This window comes from Nocardia sp. NPDC052566 (assembly GCF_044547285.1).
GTDB lineage: Bacteria > Actinomycetota > Actinomycetes > Mycobacteriales > Mycobacteriaceae > Nocardia.
Window position 1 is genome coordinate 1,391,052 of sequence record NZ_JBIUAF010000001.1, and the last position, 24,035, is coordinate 1,415,086.

The window sequence follows — 24,035 nt, forward strand, 5'->3', positions numbered from 1 at the left end:
AACCGCACCGGCACAGCGATTCCGGCGGCATTGCACGTGTCAAGTACCGCGCGGCACGGTGTGCGGTACCGGCTCTGCGAGAATGCCACGGTGCATGTCGCTGTCGGCCTAGTTGTTCTTGTCGCCTCCGCCGCGGCGCTGGCGGCGCTGGCGCGCCGGTTCGGGGTGTCCGAGCCACTGGTGCTCACCCTGGCCGGGGTCGCGGCGTCGTATCTGCCGTTCGTGCCGCAGATCCATCCCGATCCGGAGATCATCCTGCTCGGGTTGCTGCCGCCGCTGCTGTACACGGCGGCGATCCGGACCTCGCTGGTGGATTTCCGGGCGAATGTGCGCACCATCGCGCTGCTTTCGGTGGGTTTGGTGCTGTTCAGCACGTTCACGGTGGCGGCGGTGGTGTGGTGGTTGCTTCCGGTGCCGTTCGCGGTGGCGGTGGCGCTGGGTGCGGTGGTCGCGCCGCCGGATGCGGTGGCCGCGACCGCGGTGGCGCGGCGGATCGGGATGCCGCGGCGGATCGTGACGATCCTGGAGGACGAATCGCTGTTCAACGACGCGACCGCGCTGGTGGCGTTGCGTACCGCGATCGCGGCGGCGGCGGGCACGGTGTCGGTGTGGAAGGCGGGCGGTGATTTCCTGCTCGCCGCCGGTGGCGGTGCGGCGGTGGGCATCGTGGTCGCCTACGCGCTGGCGATGTTGCGCCGCCGCATCACCGATCCGGTGCTCGATACGACGCTGTCGTTCCTGGCGCCGTTCGTGGCGTATCTGCCTGCCGAGGCGATCGGCGCCTCCGGGGTGATCGCGGTGGTGACGTGCGGGATGATCCTCGGCCACGGCGCGCCGGTGTGGCAGAGCGCGGCCTCGCGGGTGGCCGAGCGAACCAATTGGCGCACCGTGCAATTCATTCTGGAGAGCTCGGTGTTCCTGATCATCGGGTTGCAGATGCGCGCGATCATCGAGGGCGCGTGGGCCAGCGGCCTGGACCACACCACGCTGGTGGTGGCCGGTGTCGCGGTGCTTGCCGCGGTGATGCTGGCGCGGGCGGTGTGGGTGTTCCCGTTCACGGCGCTGTTCTGGAAGCTGCGCGGGACGCCGACGGATGCGGACCTGACCCACGCGGTGGTGGTGTCGTGGGCGGGCATGCGCGGTGTGGTCACCCTGGCCGCGGTGCTGCTGCTGCCCGAGGACACACCGCAGCTGCCGGTGCTGAAACTGCTCGCGCTGATCGTGGTCGCGGGAACGCTGCTGCTGCAAGGGACTTCGCTGCCGTGGCTGGTGCGGCTGCTGCATCTGCGCGGTCCGAGCCGGGCGGAGGTGGCGTTGCAGAAGGCGAATCTGCTGCAGCAGTCGACCGCGGCCGGGCTGGCCGAGCTCGAGCGCCGGATCACCCCGGAGACGCCGGCGGGGGTGGCCGAGACGTTGCGCGACCGGGTCACCTGGAAGACCAACGCGGCATGGGAACGGCTCGGCCGCTCCGAGGCCGAACAGGCCACGCCGACCGCGGAGTACCGGCGGCTACGCCTGGCGATGTTGCAGGCCGAGCGGGAAACCGTGCTGCGCGTGCGTGATTCGGGCACGCTGGACTACGAGATCCTGCAGCATGTGCTGGCCCAGCTGGATCTCGAGGAGTCGATCATCGGCCGCTACAACGACAGTGACGACGAACCGATCGAAACCCTCGTGCTGCCCGCAGGCGCCGGTGACGACAGCTGCGCGCATCTGCGGGCCGCGCCGCTGGTGCGCGAGCCCACCGAACCCGACGAATGCGCCGAATGCCTCGCCGAGGGGATGACGTGGGTGCATCTGCGCATGTGCCTGTCCTGCGGGCATGTCGCCTGCTGTGACTCCTCGGTGGGCAATCACGCGAGCAAGCATTACGCGAGCACCCAGCATCCGGTGATGCGCAGCGTGGAGCCGGGTGAGGCGTGGCGCTGGTGCTACGTCGACGAGCTGCTGGGCTGACGCTTGTAGGAGTAGATGAGCCTGGCGTACTCGGTGAGCAGCCGGTCCAGCGATAGTTCCTCCCCGCCCGCGGCGATCTGCTGGTAGCCGATCAGCATCGCCATGCCGAGCGAGGTCACCGCGGTGGCCGTGTCCTCGTCGCCGACAACGCCTTTGATTGCCTTGTGCACGGTGCGCCTGCGGGAGTCGTCGACGCGTTTGACCGCGACGTTGACCGATTCGTCGTTGGCGGCCCAGGCGCGGATCGCGGCCTCGGCGGCGTGGTGCAGGCCCGCGGCGAGGTCGGACATGGCGCGGATGTCGTCGTCGGGATTGCCCTGGTTGAAGTTCAGCGTGCGCAGGATGCGCACCTGCCGGTTCTCCCAGTGCTCGAGCAGCGCGTCGACGAAACCCTGCCAGCTGCCGAAGTGGTGGTAGAACGAGCCGCTGGTCACGCCGAGCCGACGGCACAGCACCCCGATGTTGAGGCCTTTGAAGCCGAGTTCGGCGAGCACCTCCAACGCCGTATCGAAGTACTGCTCCTTGGTGACCACACGTGACATCGGGGAAGCCGTTCTGTTCGTTCGGACAGTCGGAGAGGGCCCGAACAGTACCGCATCGTAGTGCCGGGGCGCTTCAGCGTAACGAAGTTTATGTTGTGGCACCGGTGAAGTGAAATACGCACTGCCGGTGGACAATACCTGCATGTTTGTATAACAGAGCGTGTGCTCTGTTATCGTCTACGGCATGCCACGGCCCCGTACGCACGATCCGGACACCGTGCTCGACGCCGCGGAAACCCTCGCCGTGCGCGCCGGGCCCGCCGCGGTCACCATCCGCGCCGTCGCCAGCGCCACCGGCGCCTCCAACGGCGCGATCTACCACACCTTCGGCTCCCGCGCGGAACTGCTGGGCCGCATGTGGTTACGTGCCGCCCGCCGCTTCCTCGCGTTGCAGACCGAGCAGGTCGACGCGCGCGAGAACGCCACCGACGCCGTCCTCGCCGCCGCCGAGACACCCGCGGTTTTCGCCGAACGGCACCCCGAGTCGTCGCGGCTGCTGCTCGTGCTCGACCGCGACGCGCTGCTCGGCGACGACCTCCCCGCCGAACTCGCGACCGAACTGTCCGCCGTCGACGAGACCCTGGTGCGGTTGATGGTCGGCCTGTCGCGGCGGCTGTGGGGCCGCGGCGACCGCGCCGCCGTCGACGTGCTCACCCTGTGCGTGGTCGACCTGCCGACCGCGATCCTGCTGCGCCGCGACCGGCTCACCGGACCGATCGCCCGCGATCAACTGCGCGCCGCCGTGCGCGCCGTCCTGGCGGTGGGCCCACCCCCGCCGTCCACCACGAGGTAAGGAACACCGCATGCCGACCCTGCACTACCACGACAAGATCGCCGTCCTCGACCTCGGCGACGACGAGAACCGTTTCTCCGCGGCCTTTCTCGACGAGGTGAACGCGCACCTGGACACGGTGCTCGCCGACGACGCGCACGGCCTGATCACCACCGCGAGCGGCAAGTTCTACTCCAACGGGCTCGACCTGGACTGGCTGCTGGCCAACGGCGACCGCAGCGCCTGGTACGTCGGGCGGGTGCAGGCATTGCTGGCGCGGGTGCTCACCCTGCCCGTCCCGACCGTCGCCGCGCTGCCGGGGCACGCGTTCGGTGCCGGCGCCATGCTCGCCATCGCCCACGACTACCGGGTGATGCGCGCCGACCGCGGCTACTTCTGCTTTCCCGAGGTCGATATCCGCATCCCGTTCACCGAGGGAATGGCCGCGCTGATCCAGGCCAAGCTGACCCCGCGCGCCGCGGTCGCGTCGATGACCACCGGGCGCCGCTTCGGCGGCGTCGACGCGCAGGCCTACGACATCGTCGACCGCGCCGCCGACCTGGACCAGCTCACCGCCGCCGCGCTGGAATTCCTCGCGCCGCTCGGCGGCAAGGATCGCGGGACACTGGCTGCCATCAAGCACACCATGTACGCCGGGGCCGTCGCCGCGTTGACTGCGTAAGCGCCTGTGCGACGGTAGGTTCCGAAACAGCAACGAACAAGGGAGCCCGTCTTGACCGCAGCCGCCAGCCTCGCCCGCCACGGCCACGTCGCCGTCATCACGCTGAACCGGCCCGAGGCGATGAACGCGGTCAACGCCGCGCTCTCGGCCGCGGTCGGCGCCGCGCTCGAGGAACTCGCCGCCGATCCGGAGCTGCGGGCCGGAGTGATCACCGGTGCCGGGCGCGCGTTCTGCGCGGGCGCCGACCTCGAGGAGTTGGCGCGCGGCAACGGGATTCACGATCCGGAGCATCCGGAATGGGGATTCGCCGGACTGGTCCAGCACTTCATCGATAAGCCGCTGATCGCGGCGGTGAACGGGTTCGCCCTCGGCGGCGGCACCGAGATCGTGCTCGCCAGCGACCTCGCGGTGATGAGCCAGGACGCGCAGCTGGGCTTGCCCGAGGTCAAGCGGGGGCTCATCGCCGCGGCGGGCGGTGTGCTGCGGCTGCCGCGCCAGATCCCACCCAAGATCGCGCTGGAGATGGCGCTCACCGGTACCCCGATCGATGCCGCGGCCGCCGCGCACTGGGGTCTGGTCAACCGTGTCGTCCCCGCCGGGCAGGTGCTCGACACCGCGCTGGAACTGGCCGAGACCATCGCGGCCAACGCGCCGCTGTCGGTGCGCGCCTCCAAGCGAATCATCCACCGCGTCAATGACTTCGGCTCCGATTGGGATCGCCCGATCTGGCAGATGAGCGTCGAGGAGGCGACCCCGGTCTTCGTCAGCGCGGATGCCAAGGAGGGGCCGCGCGCCTTCGCCGAGAAGCGCGCACCGCAGTGGCGCGGGCAGTAGCGCCGACCGACTCCCCGACCCGAGGCGAGATCCCCGACCCGGGGCTATCGGTGGGCTAACCTCGGCGGCGTGACCCTCCTGCCCCGAAGGCCGTGGTGCGCGTGGTCGGCCATCGCTGTCCTGCTGGTGCTCGTGCTGACCGCCGCGACGGCCGCGGCGCAGCCGGTGCGGGCGGGCGATCTCGACCCGGACCCCACCGGGGACCCGTTCCTGGACATGCGATTCCACAGCACCGCACCCACCCACCCCGGGGCACTCGACGCGGACGAACCGGCCGATCCCGGGCCGCTGGACGCACTGCCCAACGGGACGATCCTGGCCAACCGTGCCGTGCGCGTGCGGGCGCCGCTCGGCTTCACCGCCGACTTCGAGGCATGGCAGCTGTGGTTCAAGACCACCGACGCCACCGGCGCGCCGATCAGCTCGGTGACCACCATCCTCAAACCCGTCGACTGGAACGGGCATACGGTCAGCAACAACTACGCCATCGACAGCGTCGGACTCAAATGCAATCCGTCCTATCAGCTGACCCACGAGACGTCCCTCGAGGTCCCCGACATCACCCGCCAGCTGCTGTGGCGTGGCTACGCGGTGGTGCTCACCGACTATCAGGGCCCGAAGATGGCCTACGCGCACGGACCAACCCAGGGCCGCGAAGTCCTCGACGGCATCCGCGCCGCCCTCGCCTTCCCGGACGCGGGACTGGCAGGCAGCCCGATCGCGATGATCGGTTACAGCGGCGGCGCCATCGCCACGGTATGGGCCGCGCAGATGCAGCCCTGGTACGCACCGGAACTGGTCATGCGCGGCGCCGCGGCGGGCGGCACACCCGCCGACCTGAGCCTGCTGCGCAAAACCATGGACGGTCAACCGCCCGCGTCGGTGCTGTATCTGATGGCGGTGATCGGCATCGCGCGCGTCTACCCCGGCGCCTTCGATCTGCTCAACGCCAAAGGGGCGGCGGCGGCACAGCTGGCCAAGAACCTCTGCGCAGCCTCCGCCGCCTACGGTGTCGTCCCGGTGTCACTGGCCTCCATGACCAGGGTCGACCCCTACAAGACCCCGCTGGTGCGCCAGATCTACCGCGACACCAAAGCGGGCGGCGCCATCCCGACCATGCCGATCTACCTGTGGCACGGCCTGCTCGACCAGTGGATCCCCCTCGCCGGAGCCCAACAGCTGCAACGGGATTGGCAGGCGGGCGGCGCGTCGGTCACCATGAGCGTCTTCCCCTGCGACCACATCACCTGCGCCTTCTTCCCCGCGGGCGTCGACCAGATCGACCGCTGGATGGGCCGCGCTACCGGCTAGCCGCGCCGCCCATTCGTCAGCGTGCCACGCAGGACCGGCAGCGACACGGTGACGGAGTCGATACCGAACCCTGCGGCCCAGACGATTTCGTCGTCGAAGGCGGCATCGCCCACCAGCTCCGCGGCGGCCAGTCCGGCGGGGACCGCGCCACGGTCGCGCAGTAGCTGCCACTGCGGCAGGGTCGCCACCAACATCCGCAAGGACCGCATCGTGGCGACCGCCTCGAGGTCCGCGACCTCGACCTCCGAGATGTCCAGGCGTTGCAGTGACGGCAGTGTGGCCAGCGGGGCGATGCGCACCGGCTCGGTCGCTCCGGCGAGGGTGAGGTCCCACAGGGTCGGGTGGCCCGCCAGTGGCGCCAGCTCGATGCGCGGTACGGCGAGCTGTAGCAGTTCCAGCGCGACCGTGTGCGGCACGGCCAACCGCGCCGCGGCGACACCGTGCAGCCGCAGACTCCGCAGCGCGGGCAGCGACGCCAGTTCGGTGGCGTCGAACGAGTCCGCGCCGTGGATCGTGAGCTCCTGCACGGCGATCGCATCGGGGAGCCCCGCCACATCGCTCGCACCGCGCAGCATCGCCTGATGCCGCCGATAGCCGGTGTACTTGGCGAAGTAGTACTCGTGCGCCGACTCGCCCCTGCGCAGCGACTCGACCGTCCGCCGCAGTACCGCCAGGACGGAGTCGTCGTGCCGGAAGGCGGCGTACCACCCGTCGGGTTCGAACTCGATCACCTGCCCGGATACCCCGAGCGGGCCGGGGTCGAGGTCGACGGCCGTCACCGCGCGGTCGCCGACGCCGATGATCACCCACTTCGGGCTGCGCGACACGCGCCGCACCACACCGTGGGGCCAGGATTCGAAGACGGTGCGATCGCTGCCGGCGAACAGCGAATCCCGCCAGGCCCCTACGGTGCCGTGACCGTATTCCAGGCCCGCGGTGGCGGTGTCGTCGTTCAGGTGGGCCGCGGCGACGGTCGCCAACGGCAACAGCGTGGTGAACGCCAGCAGACCGCCCTCGTCGAGCTCGGAGCCCACCACCCGATACAGCGCCCGCAGGTCCTCCGGCAGCCGTATACCGATCCGCGCCTCGGCGGCGGCGATCTCCGCCTCGGTGTTCCCGGCGCCCCAGTGCGGAGCGCTGCCGTCCTGCTCGGTGCGCAGCGCCACGTACTCGCGGACCAGCTCGGCCACGGCCTCGACCGATGCCGGATCGGTGGGCCGGTCGCCCGGGGCTGCCTCGGTGCGCAGGATCGGTACCGCGTGACCGGGATAGCGATATGCGGGGTCGCGGATCACCCGGCGGGCGGACTCCCACTCGAATGCGTGGTCGCCGCAGCGGTAGTGGAACTCGTAGCGCTCGCCCGACAACCGCAGCCGCATCCATGCCATGTCGTCGGCGCCCGCACCCAGCTCGGCTCGCACCGCCGCCGCGATGGCCGAGATGTCCGGCAGCGGCGGCGCCAGCGTGCCGACCACGTCGCGAGGATGGATGCCGAAGTTGCCACCCCTCCCGTGGTACAGCTCCACCGTTCCCGCTGTCATGCCGCCCACCGCGAACTCGCGTGCCAGCTTCTCGACCTCTTCGGTCAACTCAGTCATGTCATTCACCCGTGCCCTATCGCGTCGCGGCCCACCCTAACCACCCACACCGACAGGGACGGATCCCTGTGCGAGGAATCCGGTTCACACACACTACCTTTCGTGACCGGACCGCACAGCCCCAACCCAGCGCGGTCAGCAAGGAGCGGCACAGGTCGCGGTAGCGGCGACGGTGCAATGATGCGGGTCGGCGCGGACCAGGTGGGCGGCGCGTTCGTCGGCGGCCAGCAGGCTGATGGCGGTCAGTTCCAGGCCGATTGTGTCGAGGCCGGTGCGGGAATCAGCCGGGATCGAGCTGCGGGCGTTGGTCGGCGAGCCAGGCCGTATTCTCGCTGCCGACAATGGTTTCCACACCGGGTCGTTGCCGTCCCCCGGATTGCCCTGCGGCCCTGCGTCTGCCACGGCACACTCATACCACGCGGGACCCGGCGCACGGGCGAGGTTCAGCCCAGCGGCTGTGCGGCCGCGCGCATGCGCGCACCGCTGACCCAGGTGGCGTGGAAACCGAGCGGAACCCGGGCGGGCAGGCCGATCCGGCAGATCGGCCCGGCGGTCACGTCGGCGGCGTCGTAGATCCACACCTCCGAGCGCCCGGTGTGGTTGTTGTGCGCGAACATCGTCAGCCACGCGTCGTCCTCGTCGCGCGCGTGCGGGCGCGGCACCACGGTGAGTTCGCTGCCGAAGATCCCGTCGCCGAACGGCTGGGTCTGCTTGTCGCCGGTGCGCACGTCGTATTTGACGACCGCGTCGAAGAGCATGGTGCGATCCACCGACAGCCGCATCTGATACGACCAGCGCCCGCGCCGCCCGGTGCGGGTTTGATCGATGGCCGGGAATTCGGTGTTCACCTCGTCCAACGGCGTTTCGGCGGTCGTGCCGGTGCGCAGGTTGAACCGATACCGGTACAGCGTCGCCTCCGGGCGCAGGTAGGCGAGCAGCTGCGCCAGCGGATGCGCGCGATCGGTGACCGGGCTCGGCCGTGCGACCCGGCAGGCGATCATGACGATCTCCTCGCCCTCTTCCCACGCGTTGACCGAGTGATAGATGTAGCCGGGCTTCGCCTCGAACCAGCGCACCTGTGCCGCGGTCCCGCGGCGCGGCAATACCGCGAAGCGGCTGGGCAATTCGCGGTCGAAGAACAGTTTGAACCGGCCCGCCGCCGCGGCGCGCGGATCGTTGTACAGCGGCAGATCCATCAGGATCGAATAGTTCTCGGTGATCGCCATATCGTGCGGCAGCCGCGGGCCGGGCAGCTCGATACCGGTGTGGTGCACGACCTTTCCGGACGGATCGGCGACGCCGTAGCGCAGATACGGTGCGTGGATGCCGTAGTCGAAGAACATCAGCTCCTCGGTGTGCTCGTCCACCTTGGCGTGTGCCGAAACCTCGCACGGCAGCGTCGCGCCGAAGGTGTCGGCGCCGCGGGTCTCGAGGGTGATCGGGTCCAGCGCATACGGTTTGCCCGCGCGGTACCACAGGGCGAGCAGGTTGCCGTGATGGAAGACGACATCGGTGTTGGCGGCATTGCGTTCGCGGCGATCACCCGGCGGATTGGTGTCCCACGGCTCGATCACCCCGCGCCACAGGGCGGTTCCGGCCGCGCGCTCGGTGGTGAACTCGTCGGTGCGCACATACCGGTTGCGATACGTGGCGCGTCCGCTGTCGAAATGCACCGCGTGCAACATCCCGTCACCGTCGAACCAGTGATAGCGGCCCAGCGGCGCGAACTGTGGATTGGGCCCATTGCGCACGTAGACCCCGTCCAGATCGCGGGGCACCTCACCCGAGAGCACCGGCAGATCGGCCGCGGTGATCTCCTGCGCCTGCGGCGCATACGGCCCTTCCAGATACGGATTCGTCAATGCCTCGGCAGCGGGTGCGACAAGTTCTTCCCTGAGCGTCATAACACAGCGCCTCCCACGCATCACCCTACTGAAGTGCCCCGGTCAAGGCGGCATTTCGCGAACCGTGCGATGCCGACCGCGCCGGTGCTCCGATCGGTGAGCCGGGTGGGGCGGCGCGCCTGGTGACGCGGGCAAACGTTCAGGTACTGGATCGGTTACCGGTGAGGACGCACACTGGACGGGTGTTCCAGCGCATCGTGGTTGGTTACGACGGATCGGCCGGGGCGCGGGTGGCGTTGCGGATGGCCTTCGAGATGGCCGCCGCCGACCACGCCGCGCTGACCATCGTCGCCGTGGAGGAGCATCTGCCCCACTACGGGCCGGTGGTCGGTGAGCTCGAGGAGGAGCGCTCGGTCGGTGAGCTGGATTGCCGCGGCTGGCTGACCGTCGCACTGGCCGAGGCGGGCAAGCGCGGGATCGCGGCGAGCGCGGACCTGCGCGCCGGACATGCCGCGCAGGCACTCGCGACCGCCGCCACCGAACACGACGCCGATCTGCTGATCCTCGGGCGCAGCGGGCATTCGGCGATCTGGGGCCGCTTCATCGGCTCCACCGCCGAGAAGGCGGCCCGCCACGCCCGCTGCTCAGTGCTGATCGCCAACCAGGAACAACCGGGCGAGCACGCCGACGATCACACCACCGGCTGACCCACCGGTTCCCGGGCGAGCAGCCCCCGCAGCGCGCCGATGATCTCGGCGGGCGCCTCCTCGGCCATGAAATGCCCGCAGCGCACCGTCAGGTTCTCCAGATCGGGCGCCCAAGCGCGCCACAGGCTTTCGGCGTCGAAGCCGAGCGCCGCACCCCAATCCTGCTGAATCGTGGTGACCGGCATGGACAGGCGGGCCCCGGCGGCTCGATCGGCCTGATCGTGTTCGAGGTCGATATTCGCCGAGGCCCGCAGATCGGCCACGATCGACGGCACTGCCCGGCGGCTCGCCGCCAGATAGGCGGCGCGGATCTCGGCGGGAATCGCGGCGGGATCGTTGGTCCAGATATCGAGGAAGTGCCCGAAGAACGCGTCGGCGCTGGCGCCGATCATCTGCTCCGGCAACCCCGGGGGCTGTGCGGTGAGGTAGAGGTGGAATCCGACCGCCGCCGCCCTGCCGTGCAGCACCTCCCACATGTTCACCGTCGGGAACGTGTCGAGCAGCGCGAGATGGCTGATCGCCCGCGGATGCTCGAGCCCGGCGCGGAAGGCCACCAGCGAGCCACGATCGTGCCCGGCCAGCGCGAACCGCTCGTGGCCGAAAGCGCTGGCGAGCGCGACGATATCGGCGGCCATGGTCCGCTTGGAATAGGTGTGCCCGCCGGTGTCGGCGGGCTTGTCGCTGTCGCCGTAGCCGCGCAGGTCCGGGACGAGCACGGTGTGGTCGGCGGCGAGATCGGCGGCGACATGACGCCACATCAGATGCGTCTGCGGGAAGCCGTGCAGCAGCACGATCGGGCTGCCCGCACCGCCCACCGCCACATTCAGCGCGACACCGTCGGCGACGGTGACACGCTGATAATCGAATCCGGGAATGCTCGCTCGCATGGGTCCTGCCTTCTACTTCGCTGTGGTGATGACCTCGACGAGCGTGCCCGCACCCACTGAGCAACCGATCATCGACGACTGAGCAACCCTCGAGCGGCCCCGCGCCCGCCGACTACCATCACCGACGTGACCGGGAACGCGACACCGTGGCGGTGACCTTCGGCGTCCTCGGCTCGCTCCGGGCCGAAGACGATCGCGGCCGCCTCGCGCTGAAGGGACCACGCCACCACGCGGTGCTGGCCCGGCTGCTGATCGCCCGCGGCCGCGTGGTCCCGGTCGCGACCCTCATCGACGACCTGTGGGAAACACCGCCCGACAACGCGACCGGTGCACTCCAGACCTTCGTCGCCGCCCTGCGCCGCATCCTCGAACCCCATCGCCCGCCGCGCGCCCCCGCCACCCTGCTCGTCACCGCCGCCCCCGGCTACGCTCTCGCCGCAGCGCCGGACGCGGTCGACGCGTGGCGCTTCGAAACGGCCGTCGGCCGAGTCGACGCCCTGCTCGCCGCGCACCGCACCACCGAAGCGCTCGCCGACATCGACACCGCACTGGCCCTGTGGCACGGCCCCGCCTACGCCGAATTCGCCGACCAGGGCTGGGCCCGCGCCGAGATCACCCGCCTCGACGGCCTGCACCAACTCGCCGTCGAACACCGCGCCCGCGCACTCACCGACCTCGGCCGCGCCCCCGAAGCCGTCCTCGCGCTGGAAACCGAAGTGGCCGAACACCCTTTGCGCGAACAGTCCTGGCACATGCTCGCCCTCGCCCTCTACCGCGCAGGCCGCCAAGCCGACGCCCTCACCGCCCTACGCACCATCCGCACCACCCTGCGCACCGATCTCGGCGTCGACCCGAGCCCCGACCTGACCCGCCTCGAAGCCGACATCCTTTCCCACGCACCACATCTCACAGCCCGCTCCGCTGACAACGGCGCACGGGATGCCGCGCGGCTCGACATCACCGACGCTCGCGACAGCAGTGGATCAGATGTCGCATCGCATGAGGTGTCCATCGTCAGCGATGAACCGGGAGTGGCGTCACACGGATCAGCATTGGCAGGGCGCGATGCCGAACCGGCGCGGCGGCTCGATCTCGCCGACGCGCTCCCCAGCGGTGGACCCGGTGTGAGACCGCAGGGTCATGCATCCGTCGATGACGATGGCGGGCTCGTGCGGCCATCCGGCGTCGCCGACGACCGCGGCGGCGGACGAGATCCGGTGATCATCGGGCGCGGTGGCGAACGTGCGCGGCCACGCGGCGTCGCCGACTACCGCGTCGGCGGTGCGCGCGGAGCGGCACCGCAAGGATCGGTGTTCGTCGGGCGTGATGGTGAACTCGCGCGACTGCTGGACGTTGCCGACGCGCACGTGCGTGATGGGCTGGGCGTTGTGCTGATCTCCGGCGCGGCGGGTGCTGGGAAGTCCACGCTCGCTTCGGTATTCGCGGGTGAGCTGGGTGCCAGGGGCTGGACGACGGCTTGGGGTGAGAATCCGGCCGATCAGAGTGCGCCACCCGGCTGGCCGTGGACGCGGATACTCGACGAGTTGTCGGCAGCGGGTGCCGGGCCGGTGCCGCAGCTGTCTTCGGCCACCGGCGATGTCGATCCCGCGGCCCGGTTTCGTGCGCATCGTGCGGCGGTCGCCTACCTCGCCCGGGTCGCCGCGGGTGGTCCGTTGCTGCTCGTGCTCGACGATCTGCACGACGCCGGTGAGGAAACCCTGGACCTACTGACAATGCTTGTGGTGGAACGCTTTACGGGTTCGATGCTGGTCGTCGGGACGTATCGGACCACCGAGAGCGGGCCCGCGCTTTCGCGGGCGCTGGCCCGGATCGCGCGCGCCGAACCGGCGCGGGTGTACCTCGGTGGGCTCGCCGAATCGGAGGTCGGTGCGATCGTCGCGGACATCACCGGTGCCGTGCCCGAGCCGAGGGTGATCCGGCGGATCCATCAGCGCAGCGGTGGTAATCCGTTCTTCGTGCGGGAACTGGCCCGGTTGCTGCGCGACGAAGGTGTCGAGGCGCTGGACGGCGTCCCGCCGGGCGTGCGTGAGGTCATCCGCTATCGGCTGTCGGTGCTGCCCGAGCCGACCGTGACTGTGCTGCGGCGTGCGGCGGTGCTGGGCAACGAGATCGACCCGACGCTGCTCGTGACACTGATCGGGGACGCGGAGCGCACCTTCGACGCGATGGAAACAGCGGTACGCGCCGGACTGCTGATCGACACACCGAACGACATAGCGCAACGCGGCGGACGGCTGACCGGTGCCCCGTGCGAGACCGTGCAACGCCCCGGCCCGCCGGCCGAATCCTCGATCGGCACCGCGCAACGCGCCGGACAGTCGGCCGAGCCTTCGAACGACTTCGGGCAACGCGCTGGATCGTCGACCGGTCCTCCGGTCGGAACCGTCCGACGTGCCGCCCGGTCGACCGCGGCGCCGATTGGGCGAATCCGTTTCGCGCACGACCTGATTCGCGACACCGTGTACGAGGAGATCGCCCGGCCGCGGCGCGCGCGATGGCACGGCGAAATCGCCGAACTGATGGAGCGCACCGGCCGGGGCGATCTCGCGGCGCTGGCTCATCACTTCCTGCTCGCCGACAGTCCGGAAACCGCCGCGCGCGCTGCCTATTACGGTCGTCACGCCGCCCATGCGGCCGAGCGTGCCTTCGCCCCGCACGAGGCAGCGCGGGTGTGGCGCACGGTGATTCACGCGCTCGACCGCAGCGCGACCGCGGAACCCGAGACCCGTCTCGACGCCACCATGGGCCTGGTTCGCGCGCTGGCCGTCACCGGTGATCTCGACGCCGCGCGCCGCTACCGCGGCGAGGCGATCCGCACCGCCGAACAGCTGGGTGATCCCGAACAGCTGGCCCGCGTCGTCGCGGCTTTCGACGTGCCCGCACTGTGGACCGATACCGACGATCCCGCCCTCGCCGCACAGGCGATCGCAGCGAGCGCGCACGCACTCCCCGCGTTGCCCGCCGACCAGCGCGAGCTGCGCAGCCGCCTGCTGACCACGATGGCGATCGAGCTGCGCGGCATCGACAGCGAGCGCGGCAGGCGCGCCGCCGCCGAGGCCGAGGCCATCGCGCGTGAGCTCGGTGATCCCGCCGTGCTCGCCTTCGCGCTCAACGGCCGTTACCTGCACACCTTCCAGCACGCGGGCCTGGCCGGCGAGCGCGCCGCGATCGCCGGCGAACTGATCGCCCTCGCCGACACACCACACTTGGTGACCTTCGAAGTGCTCGGTCACCTGATCGGCCTGCAATCGCAGTGCGCCCTCGCCGATTTCACCGCAGCCGATCGCCATGCCGCCGCTGTCGACCGGCTCGGCGAGCAGTACGACCTACCGCTGACCGCTGTGTTCACCCAGTGGTATCGCGCACTGCGCCACGCCGTCTCGGACGATGCCGACACCGCCGAGGCCGCCTACCGTAGTGCGGCCACCCAGCTGGCCGGTACCGGAATGCCCGGTGTCGAACACGGCCTGCCCGCACTGGCCCTGTGCTGTGTGCGCCTGCGACACGGCAGACCTGTCCCGCCCGGCGACTACGGCCCCTACGAACCGTGGATCCGACCACTCGCGCTGCTGGACACCGGCGATCACGCCGCCGCGCGCACCGCACTGGCCGCCGTCCCGGATTCCCCACCGGATCTGCTCGTCGAATTGCGCACCGCCCTGCTGGCCCGCGCCGCCCTCGCACTCGGCGACACCGAGATCGCCCGCCGCGCCTACATCCGATTGCTGCCCGCCGCAGCCGAACTGGCGGGTGCGGGCAGCGGGCTGATCACCCTCGAACCGGTCGCGTACTACCTCGGTGACCTCGCCGCCCTGCTCGGCGAGCCCGAGACCGCGGCGGCACATCATCGCGACGCACGCGCGCTCGCCGGACGCGCCGGCGCGGCGCCCCGGCGAGACCGACCACCGACCGAAGGAGGCTGACGCGGCGGGCCGCGCGAACGTCGTTCGTCATTACGAAGACAACGATCGCCGAAATAGTTACTGTCCGAAGAGATTCCAAGGCGGGTCCGATCGGAGGCCGCCTCGGACCGAGCTCGATACGGGAGAACGCGTGAGATTCACAAGAGCGGCAGCGTTGACCGCGGCAGTTTTATTGTCCACCAGCCTGGGGTTGACCGCCTGTTCGTCGGACAGTGGTGACGATGGCGGCATGGTCACCGTGAACGGCGGTGAGCCGCAGAACCCGCTGATTCCGACCAACACCAACGAGAACATGGGCGGACGCGTCGTCGACCGGTTGTATGCGGGCCTGAAGTTCTACGACCGCAACGGTGTCGCGCACGACGAGATGGCCGAGTCGATCACGACGAACGACCGCAAGAACTACAAGATCGTCATCAAGCCGGACTGGAAGTTCAACGACGGCACCACCGTCAAGGCCAAGAACTTCGTGGACGCGTGGAACTACGGCGCGCTCGGCACCAATGCTCAACTGCAGAGCTACGTGTTCAGCCTGATCGTCGGCTTCGACGAGGTGAACGAGAAGACCCCCAAGGCGCAGACGATGTCGGGTCTGAAGGTGATCGATGAACGCACCTTCACCGTCGAGCTCAAACAGCCATCGATCGACTTCGAAACCGAAATGGGTTACGCGCCGTTCTATCCGCTGCCCGATGCGGCGTTCAAGGATATGAAGGCCTTCGGTGAGAACCCGATCGGCAACGGCCCCTACAAGTTCGCCAAGACCGGCGCGTGGGAGCACAACGTCAAGATCGACCTGATCCCGAACCCGGACTACAAGGGCGGGCGCCCGGCCAAGAACAAGGGTCTGCGGTTCGTGCACTACCAGTCCTACGACACCGCGTACGCGGATCTGCAGGCGGGCAACCTCGATGCGCTCGATATCCTGCCGGACAGCGCGCTTGCCACCTACAAGAAGGATCTCGGCGACCGTGCGATCCTCAAGCCGATCGCGTACAAGGCGGCCGTCGGCATCCAGACCTCGGTGCCGCACTTCGGCGGCGAGGAAGGCGTGCTGCGCCGCAAGGCGATTTCGATGGCGGTCAACCGGGAGCAGATCTGCGAGAACATCTTCCGTGGCACCCGTAAACCCGCCAAGGACTTCACCGCGGCGACGCTGCCAGGATTCAACCCGAATCTGCCCGGTGTCGAGGCGCTGAGTTACAACCCGGCCGAGGCCAAGAAGCTGTGGGCGCAGGCCGACGCCATCTCGCCGTGGTCGGGCCGCTACGAGATCGCCTACAACTCCGACGGCGGGCATCAGGCGTGGGTCGAGGCCGTCGCGAACAGTGTGAAGAACACCCTCGGCATCGAGGCGGTCGGCTACCCGTACCCGACGTTCAAGAACATCCGTGACGAGATCAACGCCAAGACCATCAACAAGGCGTTCCGTTACGGCTGGCAGGGTGACTACCCCACCATGCTGCAGTTCCTGACCTCGCAGTACTACAGCTTCTCCGAGACCAACAACGTCAACTACAACAGCCCCGAGTTCGACGGCCTGCTCAACGCGGCGCTCGCGGCGCCGACGCTGGAGGAGTCGTACAAGATCGTCGCCAAGGCGCAGGCACTGCTGCTGAAGGATATGGCCGACATTCCGCTGTTCGACTACCAGGCCGCGGCGGGGCGCTCGGACAAGGTGAAGAAGGCGGAGCTGACCTGGAACGGCCTGTTCGACTTCGAGGGTATCGAGAAGTAGATCGGCGGTTTCCGGCCGACCATGTAGCAAGACTGGTCGGCTGACCGATAGGCGAGCCGGGGCACGGGAACCGTGCCCCGGTTTCGTTGTTATCGGAGGTTGAATCATGTTGCAGTGGACGACAGGTGCACACGCGGTGCGGCAGGCGGTGGTGCGCACCGCCCTGGTCGGGGCGGTCGTGCTCGCACCCGTCGCGGTCGCCGCCCCCGCGTTCGCGCTGCCCTGCGCCCCGGGGGATGTCACCTGCAAGGCCGGCGACTACGGCCAGGACGGCTTCGACGCGTTCGGCCGGGATCGGCAGGGCTACGACAGGTCCGGTTACGACCGGTCGGGTTATGACCGCGACGGCCGTGATCGGCTGGGCCGTGACCGCGACGGTTACGACCGCAACGGCTACAACAGGGATGGCTACGACCGTAACGGCCGCGACCGCAACGGTTTCGACAGGGACGGCCGCGACACCTGGGGTAACGACCGCAACGGCTACGACCAATTCGGTTACGACCGTACGGGTTACGACAAGAACGGCTACGACCGGTGGGGCTATGACCGCTCCGGTTTCAACCGCGACGGCATCAACAGCAAGGGCTGCGGGCGCACCGCGGATCTGGACCGCCCCGACGCCGACCACAACGCCTGCGCGCGGCAGCGCGCGCCACGTCCGGGCACCGGCAGCGCCGGATAACGCCTGAGCGACAGCGGGTATCGGCGGCGGATCACGCCGCGCCGGTGGGCGATACCCGCGTGCGGGGCCGCGCGGCGCGCTACCGTGAGGCGCGGGGACCACGGATCGGAGGCGCTCGTGCTGTCACTGCAGGAGATTTCGGATCGCATGGAGATCGAGGACCTGATGGTCCGGTATTCGCACGCGGTCGACACCCACCAGTGGGATCTGCTCGACGAGGTCTTCACCGCCGACGCCCACATCGACTATTCGGCGATGGGCGGCGCGGTCGGTGACCTGGCGGCGACGAAGAAGTTCCTCGCCGAGGTGATGCCGAATTTCCTTGCCTTCCAACACCTGATCGCCAACTCCACGATCACCGTCGACGGCGATACCGCGACCGCGCGCACCATGTGCCACAACCCGATGCTGGTGCCCGGCGCGGACGGGCGGCAGAGCCTGATGCTGTGCGGGCTGTGGTATCACGACACCTTCGCCCGCGTCGACGGCGCGTGGCGGATCACCCGGCGGGTCGAGGAGAAGAGCTATCTGTTCCTCGCTCCGTCCGCGGGATGATCAGCCGCGCAACAGGTTCAGCAGCGCTTCGTGCGGCAGCGCCGGGGATACGTGCCCGTCGCGACCGGTCATGTCCTGGTTCACCAGCAGCGCGTTGAGCACCGACTCCTCGATCGAGTGCACCACCGCCTCGTAGAACAGATTCATCCGGTACCACGGCAGCACGGCGCGGGTCTCGATCTCGTTGTCCGGCAGCGATTCCGGGCCGAACGAGGTCGAGCCCGCCCGGTCGTTGGCGGTGGAGAAGGCCAGGAAGATATCGCCGGAGAAGAAGCTGCCGGTGGTGCCGGTGCGGGCCAGGCCCAGCGGAACGCGGCGGGCGAGCGCCTTGCACTGGGCCGCGTCCAGCGGTGCGTCGGTGGCGACGATCGCGATGACCGAGCCGGACCCCGCCGGAACGGTCAGATCGCGGTCGAACCAGTCGTCGGTCTCCATCGGATTCGGCACGTCGAGGCGGCGCCCGACCGCGTGGCCGGTGACGGTCAACTCCTTGCGCGCACCGAAATTCGCCTGCACGAAGGTCGCGAGGGTGTAGGTGGTGCCGCCCAGCGTGATCCGGCGCGAGGAGGTGCCGTTGCCGCCCTTGAACGCGTAACAGTTCATGCCGGTGCCGCCGCCGACCGACCCCTCGGCCACCGGTCCCGAGCGCGCGGCGTCCAGCGCGGCGCCCACCATCGCCGGGGTGACGTGGCCGCCGTTGATGTCGTTGAGATAGCCGTCCCAGGTCTCCGCGCACACCGGAAGCAGCCACTGCCTGCCCACCCGCGGATGTACCCGGTTGATCCACTCGACCACACCGGTGTGACAGGCGCCGATCGCCTGGGTATTGGAAATGACGATGGGCGTGGAGAATTCGCCCACCTCCTCGATCCAGGTGGTGCCGGTCATCTCGCCGTTGCCGTTGAGCGAATACCAGCCCGCCGCACAGGGTCGCCCGACCCCGTCGCGCCCGCGCGGCAGGATCGCGGTGACCCCGGTGCGCACCGGACCCCTGCCCACCTCCAGCGCGCCGTCGCCCTCGATCAACGTCCGATAGCCGACCTCGACGCCGGGCACATCGGTGATCGCGTTGAACGGCCCTGGCGTGCCGGGCAATTCGAGCCCGAGATCGCGGGCGCGGCGGGCGGTGGTATCGGTCGCGGTCATCGACCCTCCTGACATGGTGCGGTGATCTCCGGACAGTGCGTCGCGGTTCTGGCGTAGGAGCAGATCAGCTCGGCCGCGCGGGCCGGCGGCACCGCGCGGTTGGGTGTCACGATGTGCAGCCCGTAGGCGTCCTCGAGCGCGACGAGATTGCTGGCGATATCGAGCGCGGGTTCGGTCAGCGTGAAATGTCCCTGTGCCACCCCGACTTCGAGCACGGCCAGATACAGTGCGACCTGTTTCTCGTACAGCGCGGTGAGCAGCAGCGAATGCTCGTCGTGGAAGCCGAGGTGGGCGTTGAGCTGATACAGCGCGATCACCAGCGGATCGTCCACCGAGCTCGGGATGCCCGCGGCGATCATCGCCCGCAGTTTCGCGCGGGCGTCGGGAATGGCGGCCACCATGGCCATCCGGTCGGTGAAGAACCGGTCGCTGCCCTGGCGATGCACCTCGCGCAGCAGCGTCTCGAGGTCGTCGAAGTAGTAGTGGACGGTCGCGGTGGAGACACCGGCGAGCTCGGCGACATCGCGCACCCGCAGCCCGTTGACACCGCGCCGGCGCATGGCGGTCAGTGTCGCCTCGATGATGGCCGCCCGTGCCGCCGACTGATCCTTACGCCTGCCCACCCGACTCCTGACACTGACTCCGAGTTGAAAGAAAATTAACCGGTTTTCGCCCTACCTGCAAGGGATTTCGGTCATTCTTTGACTGATAGTCAAAGAAAGGGGCGGCTCATGGCCGAGCCACTGCCCGTCTACCGGCAACAGCTGTCGCGTTCGCTGTCCATGCGCGAGAACATCCTCATCACCCTGTCCGCGGTGACCCCCGCCTCCAGCGTGTTCATCATCGTGCCCGCGGTACTGCTCGGTGCGGGCGGCGCCTCGGTGGCCGCGCTGCTCATCGCGGCGGTCGCGGCACTGTTCGTCGGGCTCTGCTACGCGGAGCTGTCGGCGACCTATCCGATCACCGGCGGCGAATACTCATGGGCCGCACGACTACTCGGCAAACCCGCCGGATTCGCCACCTTCCTGCTCACCCTCGTCACCGGGGTGCTGATCATCGCCGTCATCGCCCTCGGCACCGGCGCGTATCTGGGCGTGGTGTGGGATGCGCTGAGCGGCAAGTGGATCGGGGTCGCGGTCATCGCGGTCACCACCGTGATCGCACTGCTGAACATCCGCGCCAACGCCTGGATCACCGGAATCGCGTTGAGCGTCGAGATCGTCGCGGTCCTGGTGCTCGCGACACTCGGCTTCCTGCACGCCGAACGCGGACCCGCCGAATTCCTGCGTGCGCAGACCGTGCACGCGGGACAGCTGGCCGACGTCGGCGCGGGCGCACTGGCCGCGCTGGTACCGGTCGCGCTGTTCGCCTACAACGGGTACGGCGCGGCCGTCTACTACGTCGAGGAGACCAAGAACGCCGCGCGCACGATCGGGCGCATCATCATGATCTCCCTCGCGGTCACCGTGGCGGTGGAGGTCGTCCCGCTCGCGGCGGTCGTGCTCGGCGCGCCCTCGATGCAGGCGCTGCTGAGCAGCGACGCGCCGATGAACTACCTGCTCACCAGCCGCGGCGGCGAGCTCGTCGACGAGGTGGTCAGCGCGGGCATCGCGATCGCCATCATCAACGCGGTGATCGCGATCATCCTGCAGATCGCGCGCCTGCTGTTCGCCTCCGCCCGCGACCGCTCCTGGCCCGACCCCATCGATCGGGTGCTCGGCTACGTGCATCCCGGGCTGCACACGCCGGTGGCGGCCACCGTGGTTGTCGGGGTATTCGCCGCGCTGGCCGCGAGTTTCGTGCCGATCCGCTGGCTGATCACCGCCACCGGATCGGCCGTCATCGTCGTCTACCTGATGGTCGCGCTGTCGGCGCTGCGCCTGCGCCGCCGCGGCGCGCGCACCAGCCGCGGCTACCGCATGCCGCTGTGGCCCGCGCCGCCGCTGATCGTCATCGGCATCGTCGGCTACGTCAGCTACCAGGTCCTGCGCGACACCTGGACCCAGCTCGCCATCGCCGCCGCCACCATGGGACTCGGCGCCGCCTACTACGCCGCCTACCTGCACCCGCGCCGCGGCGACCGCTGGTCACTGCCCGATCCGCTCGAGGAAAGTTGACGCGCGGAACACTTTGGCCACCAGCGCGGTTGAGCAGCGTGACACAGCTGATCGCTTCAGGAGGCAGTCATGACAACGGTAGAGCTGACCAGGTTCACGGTGGCACCGGACAAGGTCGAACAGATGCTGGCGGCCCGGCCCGCCATGGTGGCCGATTTCGAATCCGATCGCGCGGGCTTCCTCGGTGCGCGACTGGTACGGCTGCCCGGCGATCAATGGCTCGACATCGTCGAGTGGCGCACCGACGCGGACTTCGCGGCCTCGCGCGCCAAAGGCCCCAACCTGCCCGGTATCGCCGCCTTCTTCGCCACACTGGGCGAGCTGGTCAGCGACGAGCTCGGCACGCTCGTCTAGGCGCGGGTGGTAGTAAAAGCAGATGAGTGCTGACGAGTTCGATCCCGAACTGCTCGAACTGGCCACCAAGGTCTACGACTTCGCCAGGCAGGGCGATGCCGAGGCGCTGGTCGCCTACCTGGATGCCGGTGTCCCGGTGAACCTCACCAACGACAACGGCGACACGCTGCTCATGCTCGCGGCCTACCACGGGCATCCGGATGCGGTCGCGGCGCTGCTCGCCCGCGGCGCCGACCCGAACCGGCCCAACGACAAGGGCCAGACCCCGCTGGCGGGTGCGGTGTTCAAGGGCGAGACCGAGATCGTGCGCGCGCTGCTCGCGGCGGGCGCCGATCCGGACGCGGGCACGCCCTCGGCGCGCGAGGCGGCCGCCATGTTCGGCAAGGGCGATCTGTTCGGCGATTCCTGAGCCCGGGAATGCCCGTGCGGTCCCCGGAGTTGGCGATGGTGGACATAGCAACCGAAAGGGATGACATGAGCGATTTCAACACGCAGGTGATCGAGGAGTTCCGCGCCAACGGCGGCAAGGTCGGCGGCATGTTCGAGGGCGCCAACATGATGGTGATGACCACCACCGGCGCCAAATCCGGCAACGCGGTCACCAACCCGCTGGTGTATCTGCCCGACGGCGACCGCATCGTGCTGATCGCCTCCAACGGCGGCGCCGACAAGCATCCGGCCTGGTACCACAACCTGCGCGCCAACCCCGAGTTCACCATCGAGATCGGCACCGAGGCCTACCAGGCCAAGGCCGAGGAGATCACCGGCGCCGAGCGCGACGAGCTCTACGCGCGCATGGTCGCCATCATGCCGGGCTTCGCCGAGTACGAGGCCAAGACGAGCCGCCGCATCCCGGTCCTCGCGGCCTACCGCGAGCCCGCCTGAGCCTGTCTCCGAGGATCCGTCGAGCGCAGTCGAATGACCGTCACATATGACGTGTCGCACGGCCATTCGACTGCGCTCGACGGGTGCGGCTAGCCGCGCCGGTGGACCGCGGTCACCGCTTTGCGGGCGGCGACCAGGACCGGGTCCCAGACCGGGGAGAACGGCGGGGCGTACCCGAGGTCCAGTGCGGTCATCTGCTCGACCGTCATCCGGGCGGTGAGGGCGACGGCAGCGATATCGACCCGCTTGCCCGCGCCCTCGCGGCCGACGATCTGCACGCCGAGCAGGCGCCCGGTGCGGCGTTCGGCGAGCATCTTCACCGTCATCGGCGCGGCGCCCGGGTAGTAGCCCGAGCGGCTCGTCGACTCGATGGTGACCGTGACGTATTGGAGCCCGACGGCCTGAGCGTCCTTCTCGCGCAACCCCGTTCGCGCGACCTCCACATCGCAGACCTTGCTGACCGCGGTGCCGACCACACCGGGGAAGGTCGCATATCCCCCGCCGACGCCCGAACCGATGATCTGGCCGTGCTTGTTGGCGTGGGTGCCAAGCGGGATGTAGCGCTCGCGCCCCGACACCAGATCGAGCACCTCGACGCAATCGCCACCGGCCCAGATGTTGTCGTGCCCGCGCACCCGCATCGCCAGATCCGTGAGCAGCCCGCCGTGCGTCCCCAGTGGTAATCCCGCGGCGCGCGCCAGCGCGGTTTCCGGGTGCACACCGATCCCGAGCACGACCACATCGGCCTCGTACTCGGCCGCCGCGGTCACCACCGCGCGCACCCGGCCGTCGGCCCCGGTGCGCAGCTCGGTCACCGGCGCATCGCCGATCACCCGAATTCCCATGCCGGACATGGCCTCTCGAACCAGCGCACCCATATCCGGATCCAGGGTCGACATCGGCTCCGGCCCGCGGTTGACCATCGTGACGTCATAGCCGCGCTGGATCAGCGCCTCGGCCATCTCCACCCCGATATAGCCCGCCCCGACCACCACCGCGCGCTTGCCCTCGGTGCGGTCGAGGGTTTCCAGCAGTGCCTGGCCGTCGTCGAGTGTCTGCACACCATGCACCCCCGGCGCGTCGATACCGGGCATCTCGGGGCGGATCGGGCGGGCGCCGGTCGCGATCACCAGCTTGTCGTAGCTCGTCCAGGATTCCGCGCCGGACGCCAGATCCCGTGCGCGCACCCGGGCGCCGGGGATGTCGATCTCGACGACCTCGGTGCGCATGCGCAGGTCGATCTCGCGGGCGCGATGCTCCTGCGGTGTGCGGGCGATCAGCGCGTCACGCTCGAGCACATCCCCGCCCACCCAGTACGGGATGCCACAGGCGGAGAACGAGGTGAACCCGCTGCGCTCGAACACGACGATCTCCAGCTCGCCCGCCGTGCGCAACCTGCGGGCCTGCGAGGCCGCCGACATTCCCGCCGCGTCGCCGCCGATGATCACCAGACGTTCACTCATACCGCCAACGGTACC

Annotated in this window: 22 protein-coding genes; 14 read left to right on the plus strand and 8 right to left on the minus strand. The window is 69.3% G+C overall.

Annotated features, from left to right (window positions below; translation table 11 throughout):
* The first annotated feature begins 90 nt into the window (after positions 1-90).
* Complete coding sequence (locus tag ACIG5A_RS05565) at positions 91-1,956, plus strand: Na+/H+ antiporter (RefSeq protein WP_397238044.1); 1,866 nt, start codon at positions 91-93, stop codon at positions 1,954-1,956.
* Here ACIG5A_RS05565 and ACIG5A_RS05570 read toward each other — a convergent pair.
* Positions 1,932-2,498, minus strand: a complete 567-nt coding sequence (locus ACIG5A_RS05570) for a TetR/AcrR family transcriptional regulator (protein ID WP_397238046.1) — start codon at positions 2,496-2,498, stop codon at positions 1,932-1,934. The genes ACIG5A_RS05565 and ACIG5A_RS05570 overlap by 25 nt on opposite strands.
* A 184-nt stretch (positions 2,499-2,682) precedes the next feature.
* Here ACIG5A_RS05570 and ACIG5A_RS05575 point away from each other — a divergent pair, with 184 nt between their 5' ends.
* The 4 genes from ACIG5A_RS05575 (at position 2,683) to ACIG5A_RS05590 (ending at position 6,097) form a co-directional block, all read left to right on the plus strand.
* Entirely contained in the window at positions 2,683-3,291 is a 609-nt protein-coding gene (locus ACIG5A_RS05575; RefSeq protein ID WP_397238048.1) for a TetR/AcrR family transcriptional regulator, read from the plus strand.
* 10 nt (positions 3,292-3,301) lie between these two features.
* Positions 3,302-3,952: an enoyl-CoA hydratase-related protein gene (locus tag ACIG5A_RS05580; protein ID WP_397238050.1), complete on the plus strand. Its 651-nt coding sequence runs from the start codon at positions 3,302-3,304 to the stop codon at positions 3,950-3,952.
* Between the two features lie 51 nt (positions 3,953-4,003).
* A complete protein-coding gene (locus ACIG5A_RS05585) occupies positions 4,004-4,786 on the plus strand; it encodes a crotonase/enoyl-CoA hydratase family protein (RefSeq protein ID WP_397238052.1) in 783 nt (260 codons plus the stop codon).
* A 69-nt stretch (positions 4,787-4,855) separates the two neighbouring features.
* Positions 4,856-6,097 carry a lipase family protein gene (locus tag ACIG5A_RS05590; protein WP_397238054.1) on the plus strand — a complete coding sequence of 414 codons (1,242 nt, stop codon included), beginning with the start codon at positions 4,856-4,858 and terminating at the stop codon, positions 6,095-6,097.
* Here the strand turns inward: ACIG5A_RS05590 and ACIG5A_RS05595 are convergent.
* From ACIG5A_RS05595 to ACIG5A_RS05605, 3 genes are all read right to left on the minus strand, one after another.
* The gene (locus ACIG5A_RS05595) at positions 6,094-7,695 is read right to left on the minus strand and encodes an SMI1/KNR4 family protein (protein WP_397238056.1); all 1,602 of its coding nucleotides are present in this window, start codon (positions 7,693-7,695) and stop codon (positions 6,094-6,096) included. The two genes, ACIG5A_RS05590 and ACIG5A_RS05595, sit on opposite strands and share 4 nt — an antisense overlap.
* A gap of 135 nt (positions 7,696-7,830) precedes the next feature.
* Positions 7,831-8,097 (minus strand): hypothetical protein, encoded by a 267-nt coding sequence (locus ACIG5A_RS05600; RefSeq protein WP_397238058.1) that lies wholly within the window; start codon positions 8,095-8,097, stop codon positions 7,831-7,833.
* A 41-nt stretch (positions 8,098-8,138) separates the two neighbouring features.
* A complete protein-coding gene (locus ACIG5A_RS05605) occupies positions 8,139-9,599 on the minus strand; it encodes a carotenoid oxygenase family protein (RefSeq protein WP_397238060.1) in 1,461 nt (486 codons plus the stop codon).
* 182 nt (positions 9,600-9,781) lie between these two features.
* Between ACIG5A_RS05605 and ACIG5A_RS05610 the strand changes: the two genes are divergently transcribed.
* On the plus strand, positions 9,782-10,246 hold the full coding sequence (locus ACIG5A_RS05610; protein ID WP_397238062.1) for a universal stress protein: 465 nt from the start codon (positions 9,782-9,784) through the stop codon (positions 10,244-10,246).
* Here ACIG5A_RS05610 and ACIG5A_RS05615 read toward each other — a convergent pair.
* Entirely contained in the window at positions 10,231-11,133 is a 903-nt protein-coding gene (locus ACIG5A_RS05615) for an alpha/beta fold hydrolase (RefSeq protein ID WP_397238064.1), read from the minus strand. The genes ACIG5A_RS05610 and ACIG5A_RS05615 overlap by 16 nt on opposite strands.
* A 146-nt stretch (positions 11,134-11,279) precedes the next feature.
* Here ACIG5A_RS05615 and ACIG5A_RS05620 point away from each other — a divergent pair, with 146 nt between their 5' ends.
* The 4 genes from ACIG5A_RS05620 (at position 11,280) to ACIG5A_RS05635 (ending at position 18,055) form a co-directional block, all read left to right on the plus strand.
* Positions 11,280-15,077, plus strand: coding sequence for a BTAD domain-containing putative transcriptional regulator (locus tag ACIG5A_RS05620; protein WP_397238066.1), 3,798 nt, complete (start codon positions 11,280-11,282; stop codon positions 15,075-15,077).
* A gap of 229 nt (positions 15,078-15,306) precedes the next feature.
* Positions 15,307-16,815, plus strand: a complete 1,509-nt coding sequence (locus tag ACIG5A_RS05625; RefSeq protein ID WP_397238068.1) for an ABC transporter substrate-binding protein — start codon at positions 15,307-15,309, stop codon at positions 16,813-16,815.
* A 106-nt stretch (positions 16,816-16,921) separates the two neighbouring features.
* Positions 16,922-17,500, plus strand: a complete 579-nt coding sequence (locus ACIG5A_RS05630; protein ID WP_397238070.1) for a hypothetical protein — start codon at positions 16,922-16,924, stop codon at positions 17,498-17,500.
* A 117-nt stretch (positions 17,501-17,617) separates the two neighbouring features.
* Positions 17,618-18,055 carry a nuclear transport factor 2 family protein gene (locus ACIG5A_RS05635; protein WP_397238072.1) on the plus strand — a complete coding sequence of 146 codons (438 nt, stop codon included), beginning with the start codon at positions 17,618-17,620 and terminating at the stop codon, positions 18,053-18,055.
* Here ACIG5A_RS05635 and ACIG5A_RS05640 read toward each other — a convergent pair whose 3' ends face one another.
* Together ACIG5A_RS05640 and ACIG5A_RS05645 are read right to left on the minus strand one after the other, a co-directional pair.
* Complete coding sequence (locus ACIG5A_RS05640; RefSeq protein ID WP_397238074.1) at positions 18,056-19,201, minus strand: P1 family peptidase; 1,146 nt, start codon at positions 19,199-19,201, stop codon at positions 18,056-18,058. It lies immediately after the preceding gene.
* Positions 19,198-19,824 carry a TetR/AcrR family transcriptional regulator gene (locus ACIG5A_RS05645; RefSeq protein WP_397238076.1) on the minus strand — a complete coding sequence of 209 codons (627 nt, stop codon included), beginning with the start codon at positions 19,822-19,824 and terminating at the stop codon, positions 19,198-19,200. Before ACIG5A_RS05645 ends, ACIG5A_RS05640 begins: the two co-directional genes overlap by 4 nt.
* A gap of 108 nt (positions 19,825-19,932) precedes the next feature.
* Between ACIG5A_RS05645 and ACIG5A_RS05650 the strand changes: the two genes are divergently transcribed.
* The 4 genes from ACIG5A_RS05650 to ACIG5A_RS05665 all read left to right on the plus strand — a co-directional run bounded on the left by ACIG5A_RS05650 (position 19,933) and on the right by ACIG5A_RS05665 (position 22,557).
* A complete protein-coding gene (locus ACIG5A_RS05650) occupies positions 19,933-21,318 on the plus strand; it encodes an APC family permease (RefSeq protein WP_397238078.1) in 1,386 nt (461 codons plus the stop codon).
* 69 nt (positions 21,319-21,387) lie between these two features.
* The gene (locus ACIG5A_RS05655) at positions 21,388-21,672 is read left to right on the plus strand and encodes an antibiotic biosynthesis monooxygenase family protein (RefSeq protein ID WP_397238080.1); all 285 of its coding nucleotides are present in this window, start codon (positions 21,388-21,390) and stop codon (positions 21,670-21,672) included.
* A 22-nt stretch (positions 21,673-21,694) separates the two neighbouring features.
* Positions 21,695-22,081 carry an ankyrin repeat domain-containing protein gene (locus ACIG5A_RS05660; protein ID WP_397238082.1) on the plus strand — a complete coding sequence of 129 codons (387 nt, stop codon included), beginning with the start codon at positions 21,695-21,697 and terminating at the stop codon, positions 22,079-22,081.
* Between the two features lie 65 nt (positions 22,082-22,146).
* Entirely contained in the window at positions 22,147-22,557 is a 411-nt protein-coding gene (locus tag ACIG5A_RS05665) for a nitroreductase family deazaflavin-dependent oxidoreductase (protein WP_397238084.1), read from the plus strand.
* An 89-nt stretch (positions 22,558-22,646) separates the two neighbouring features.
* Here the strand turns inward: ACIG5A_RS05665 and ACIG5A_RS05670 are convergent, their stop codons facing one another.
* Positions 22,647-24,020, minus strand: coding sequence for an FAD-dependent oxidoreductase (locus ACIG5A_RS05670; RefSeq protein ID WP_397238086.1), 1,374 nt, complete (start codon positions 24,018-24,020; stop codon positions 22,647-22,649).
* Positions 24,021-24,035 lie beyond the last annotated feature (15 nt).

What these genes read in the sequence shown, in the direction of transcription:
- ACIG5A_RS05605 (WP_397238060.1), bottom strand. Translation starts at nt 9,599, where the DNA reads ATGACGCTCAGGGAAGAACTTGTCGCACCCGCTGCCGAGGCATTGACG.
- ACIG5A_RS05625 (WP_397238068.1), top strand. Translation starts at nt 15,307, where the DNA reads ATGGTCACCGTGAACGGCGGTGAGCCGCAGAACCCGCTGATTCCGACC.
- ACIG5A_RS05660 (WP_397238082.1), top strand. Translation starts at nt 21,695, where the DNA reads ATGAGTGCTGACGAGTTCGATCCCGAACTGCTCGAACTGGCCACCAAG.
- ACIG5A_RS05650 (WP_397238078.1), top strand. Translation starts at nt 19,933, where the DNA reads ATGGCCGAGCCACTGCCCGTCTACCGGCAACAGCTGTCGCGTTCGCTG.
- ACIG5A_RS05580 (WP_397238050.1), top strand. Translation starts at nt 3,302, where the DNA reads ATGCCGACCCTGCACTACCACGACAAGATCGCCGTCCTCGACCTCGGC.
- ACIG5A_RS05575 (WP_397238048.1), top strand. Translation starts at nt 2,683, where the DNA reads ATGCCACGGCCCCGTACGCACGATCCGGACACCGTGCTCGACGCCGCG.
- ACIG5A_RS05670 (WP_397238086.1), bottom strand. Translation starts at nt 24,020, where the DNA reads ATGAGTGAACGTCTGGTGATCATCGGCGGCGACGCGGCGGGAATGTCG.
- ACIG5A_RS05655 (WP_397238080.1), top strand. Translation starts at nt 21,388, where the DNA reads ATGACAACGGTAGAGCTGACCAGGTTCACGGTGGCACCGGACAAGGTC.
- ACIG5A_RS05570 (WP_397238046.1), bottom strand. Translation starts at nt 2,498, where the DNA reads ATGTCACGTGTGGTCACCAAGGAGCAGTACTTCGATACGGCGTTGGAG.
- ACIG5A_RS05665 (WP_397238084.1), top strand. Translation starts at nt 22,147, where the DNA reads ATGAGCGATTTCAACACGCAGGTGATCGAGGAGTTCCGCGCCAACGGC.
- ACIG5A_RS05640 (WP_397238074.1), bottom strand. Translation starts at nt 19,201, where the DNA reads ATGACCGCGACCGATACCACCGCCCGCCGCGCCCGCGATCTCGGGCTC.
- ACIG5A_RS05630 (WP_397238070.1), top strand. Translation starts at nt 16,922, where the DNA reads ATGTTGCAGTGGACGACAGGTGCACACGCGGTGCGGCAGGCGGTGGTG.
- ACIG5A_RS05615 (WP_397238064.1), bottom strand. Translation starts at nt 11,133, where the DNA reads ATGCGAGCGAGCATTCCCGGATTCGATTATCAGCGTGTCACCGTCGCC.
- ACIG5A_RS05595 (WP_397238056.1), bottom strand. Translation starts at nt 7,695, where the DNA reads ATGACTGAGTTGACCGAAGAGGTCGAGAAGCTGGCACGCGAGTTCGCG.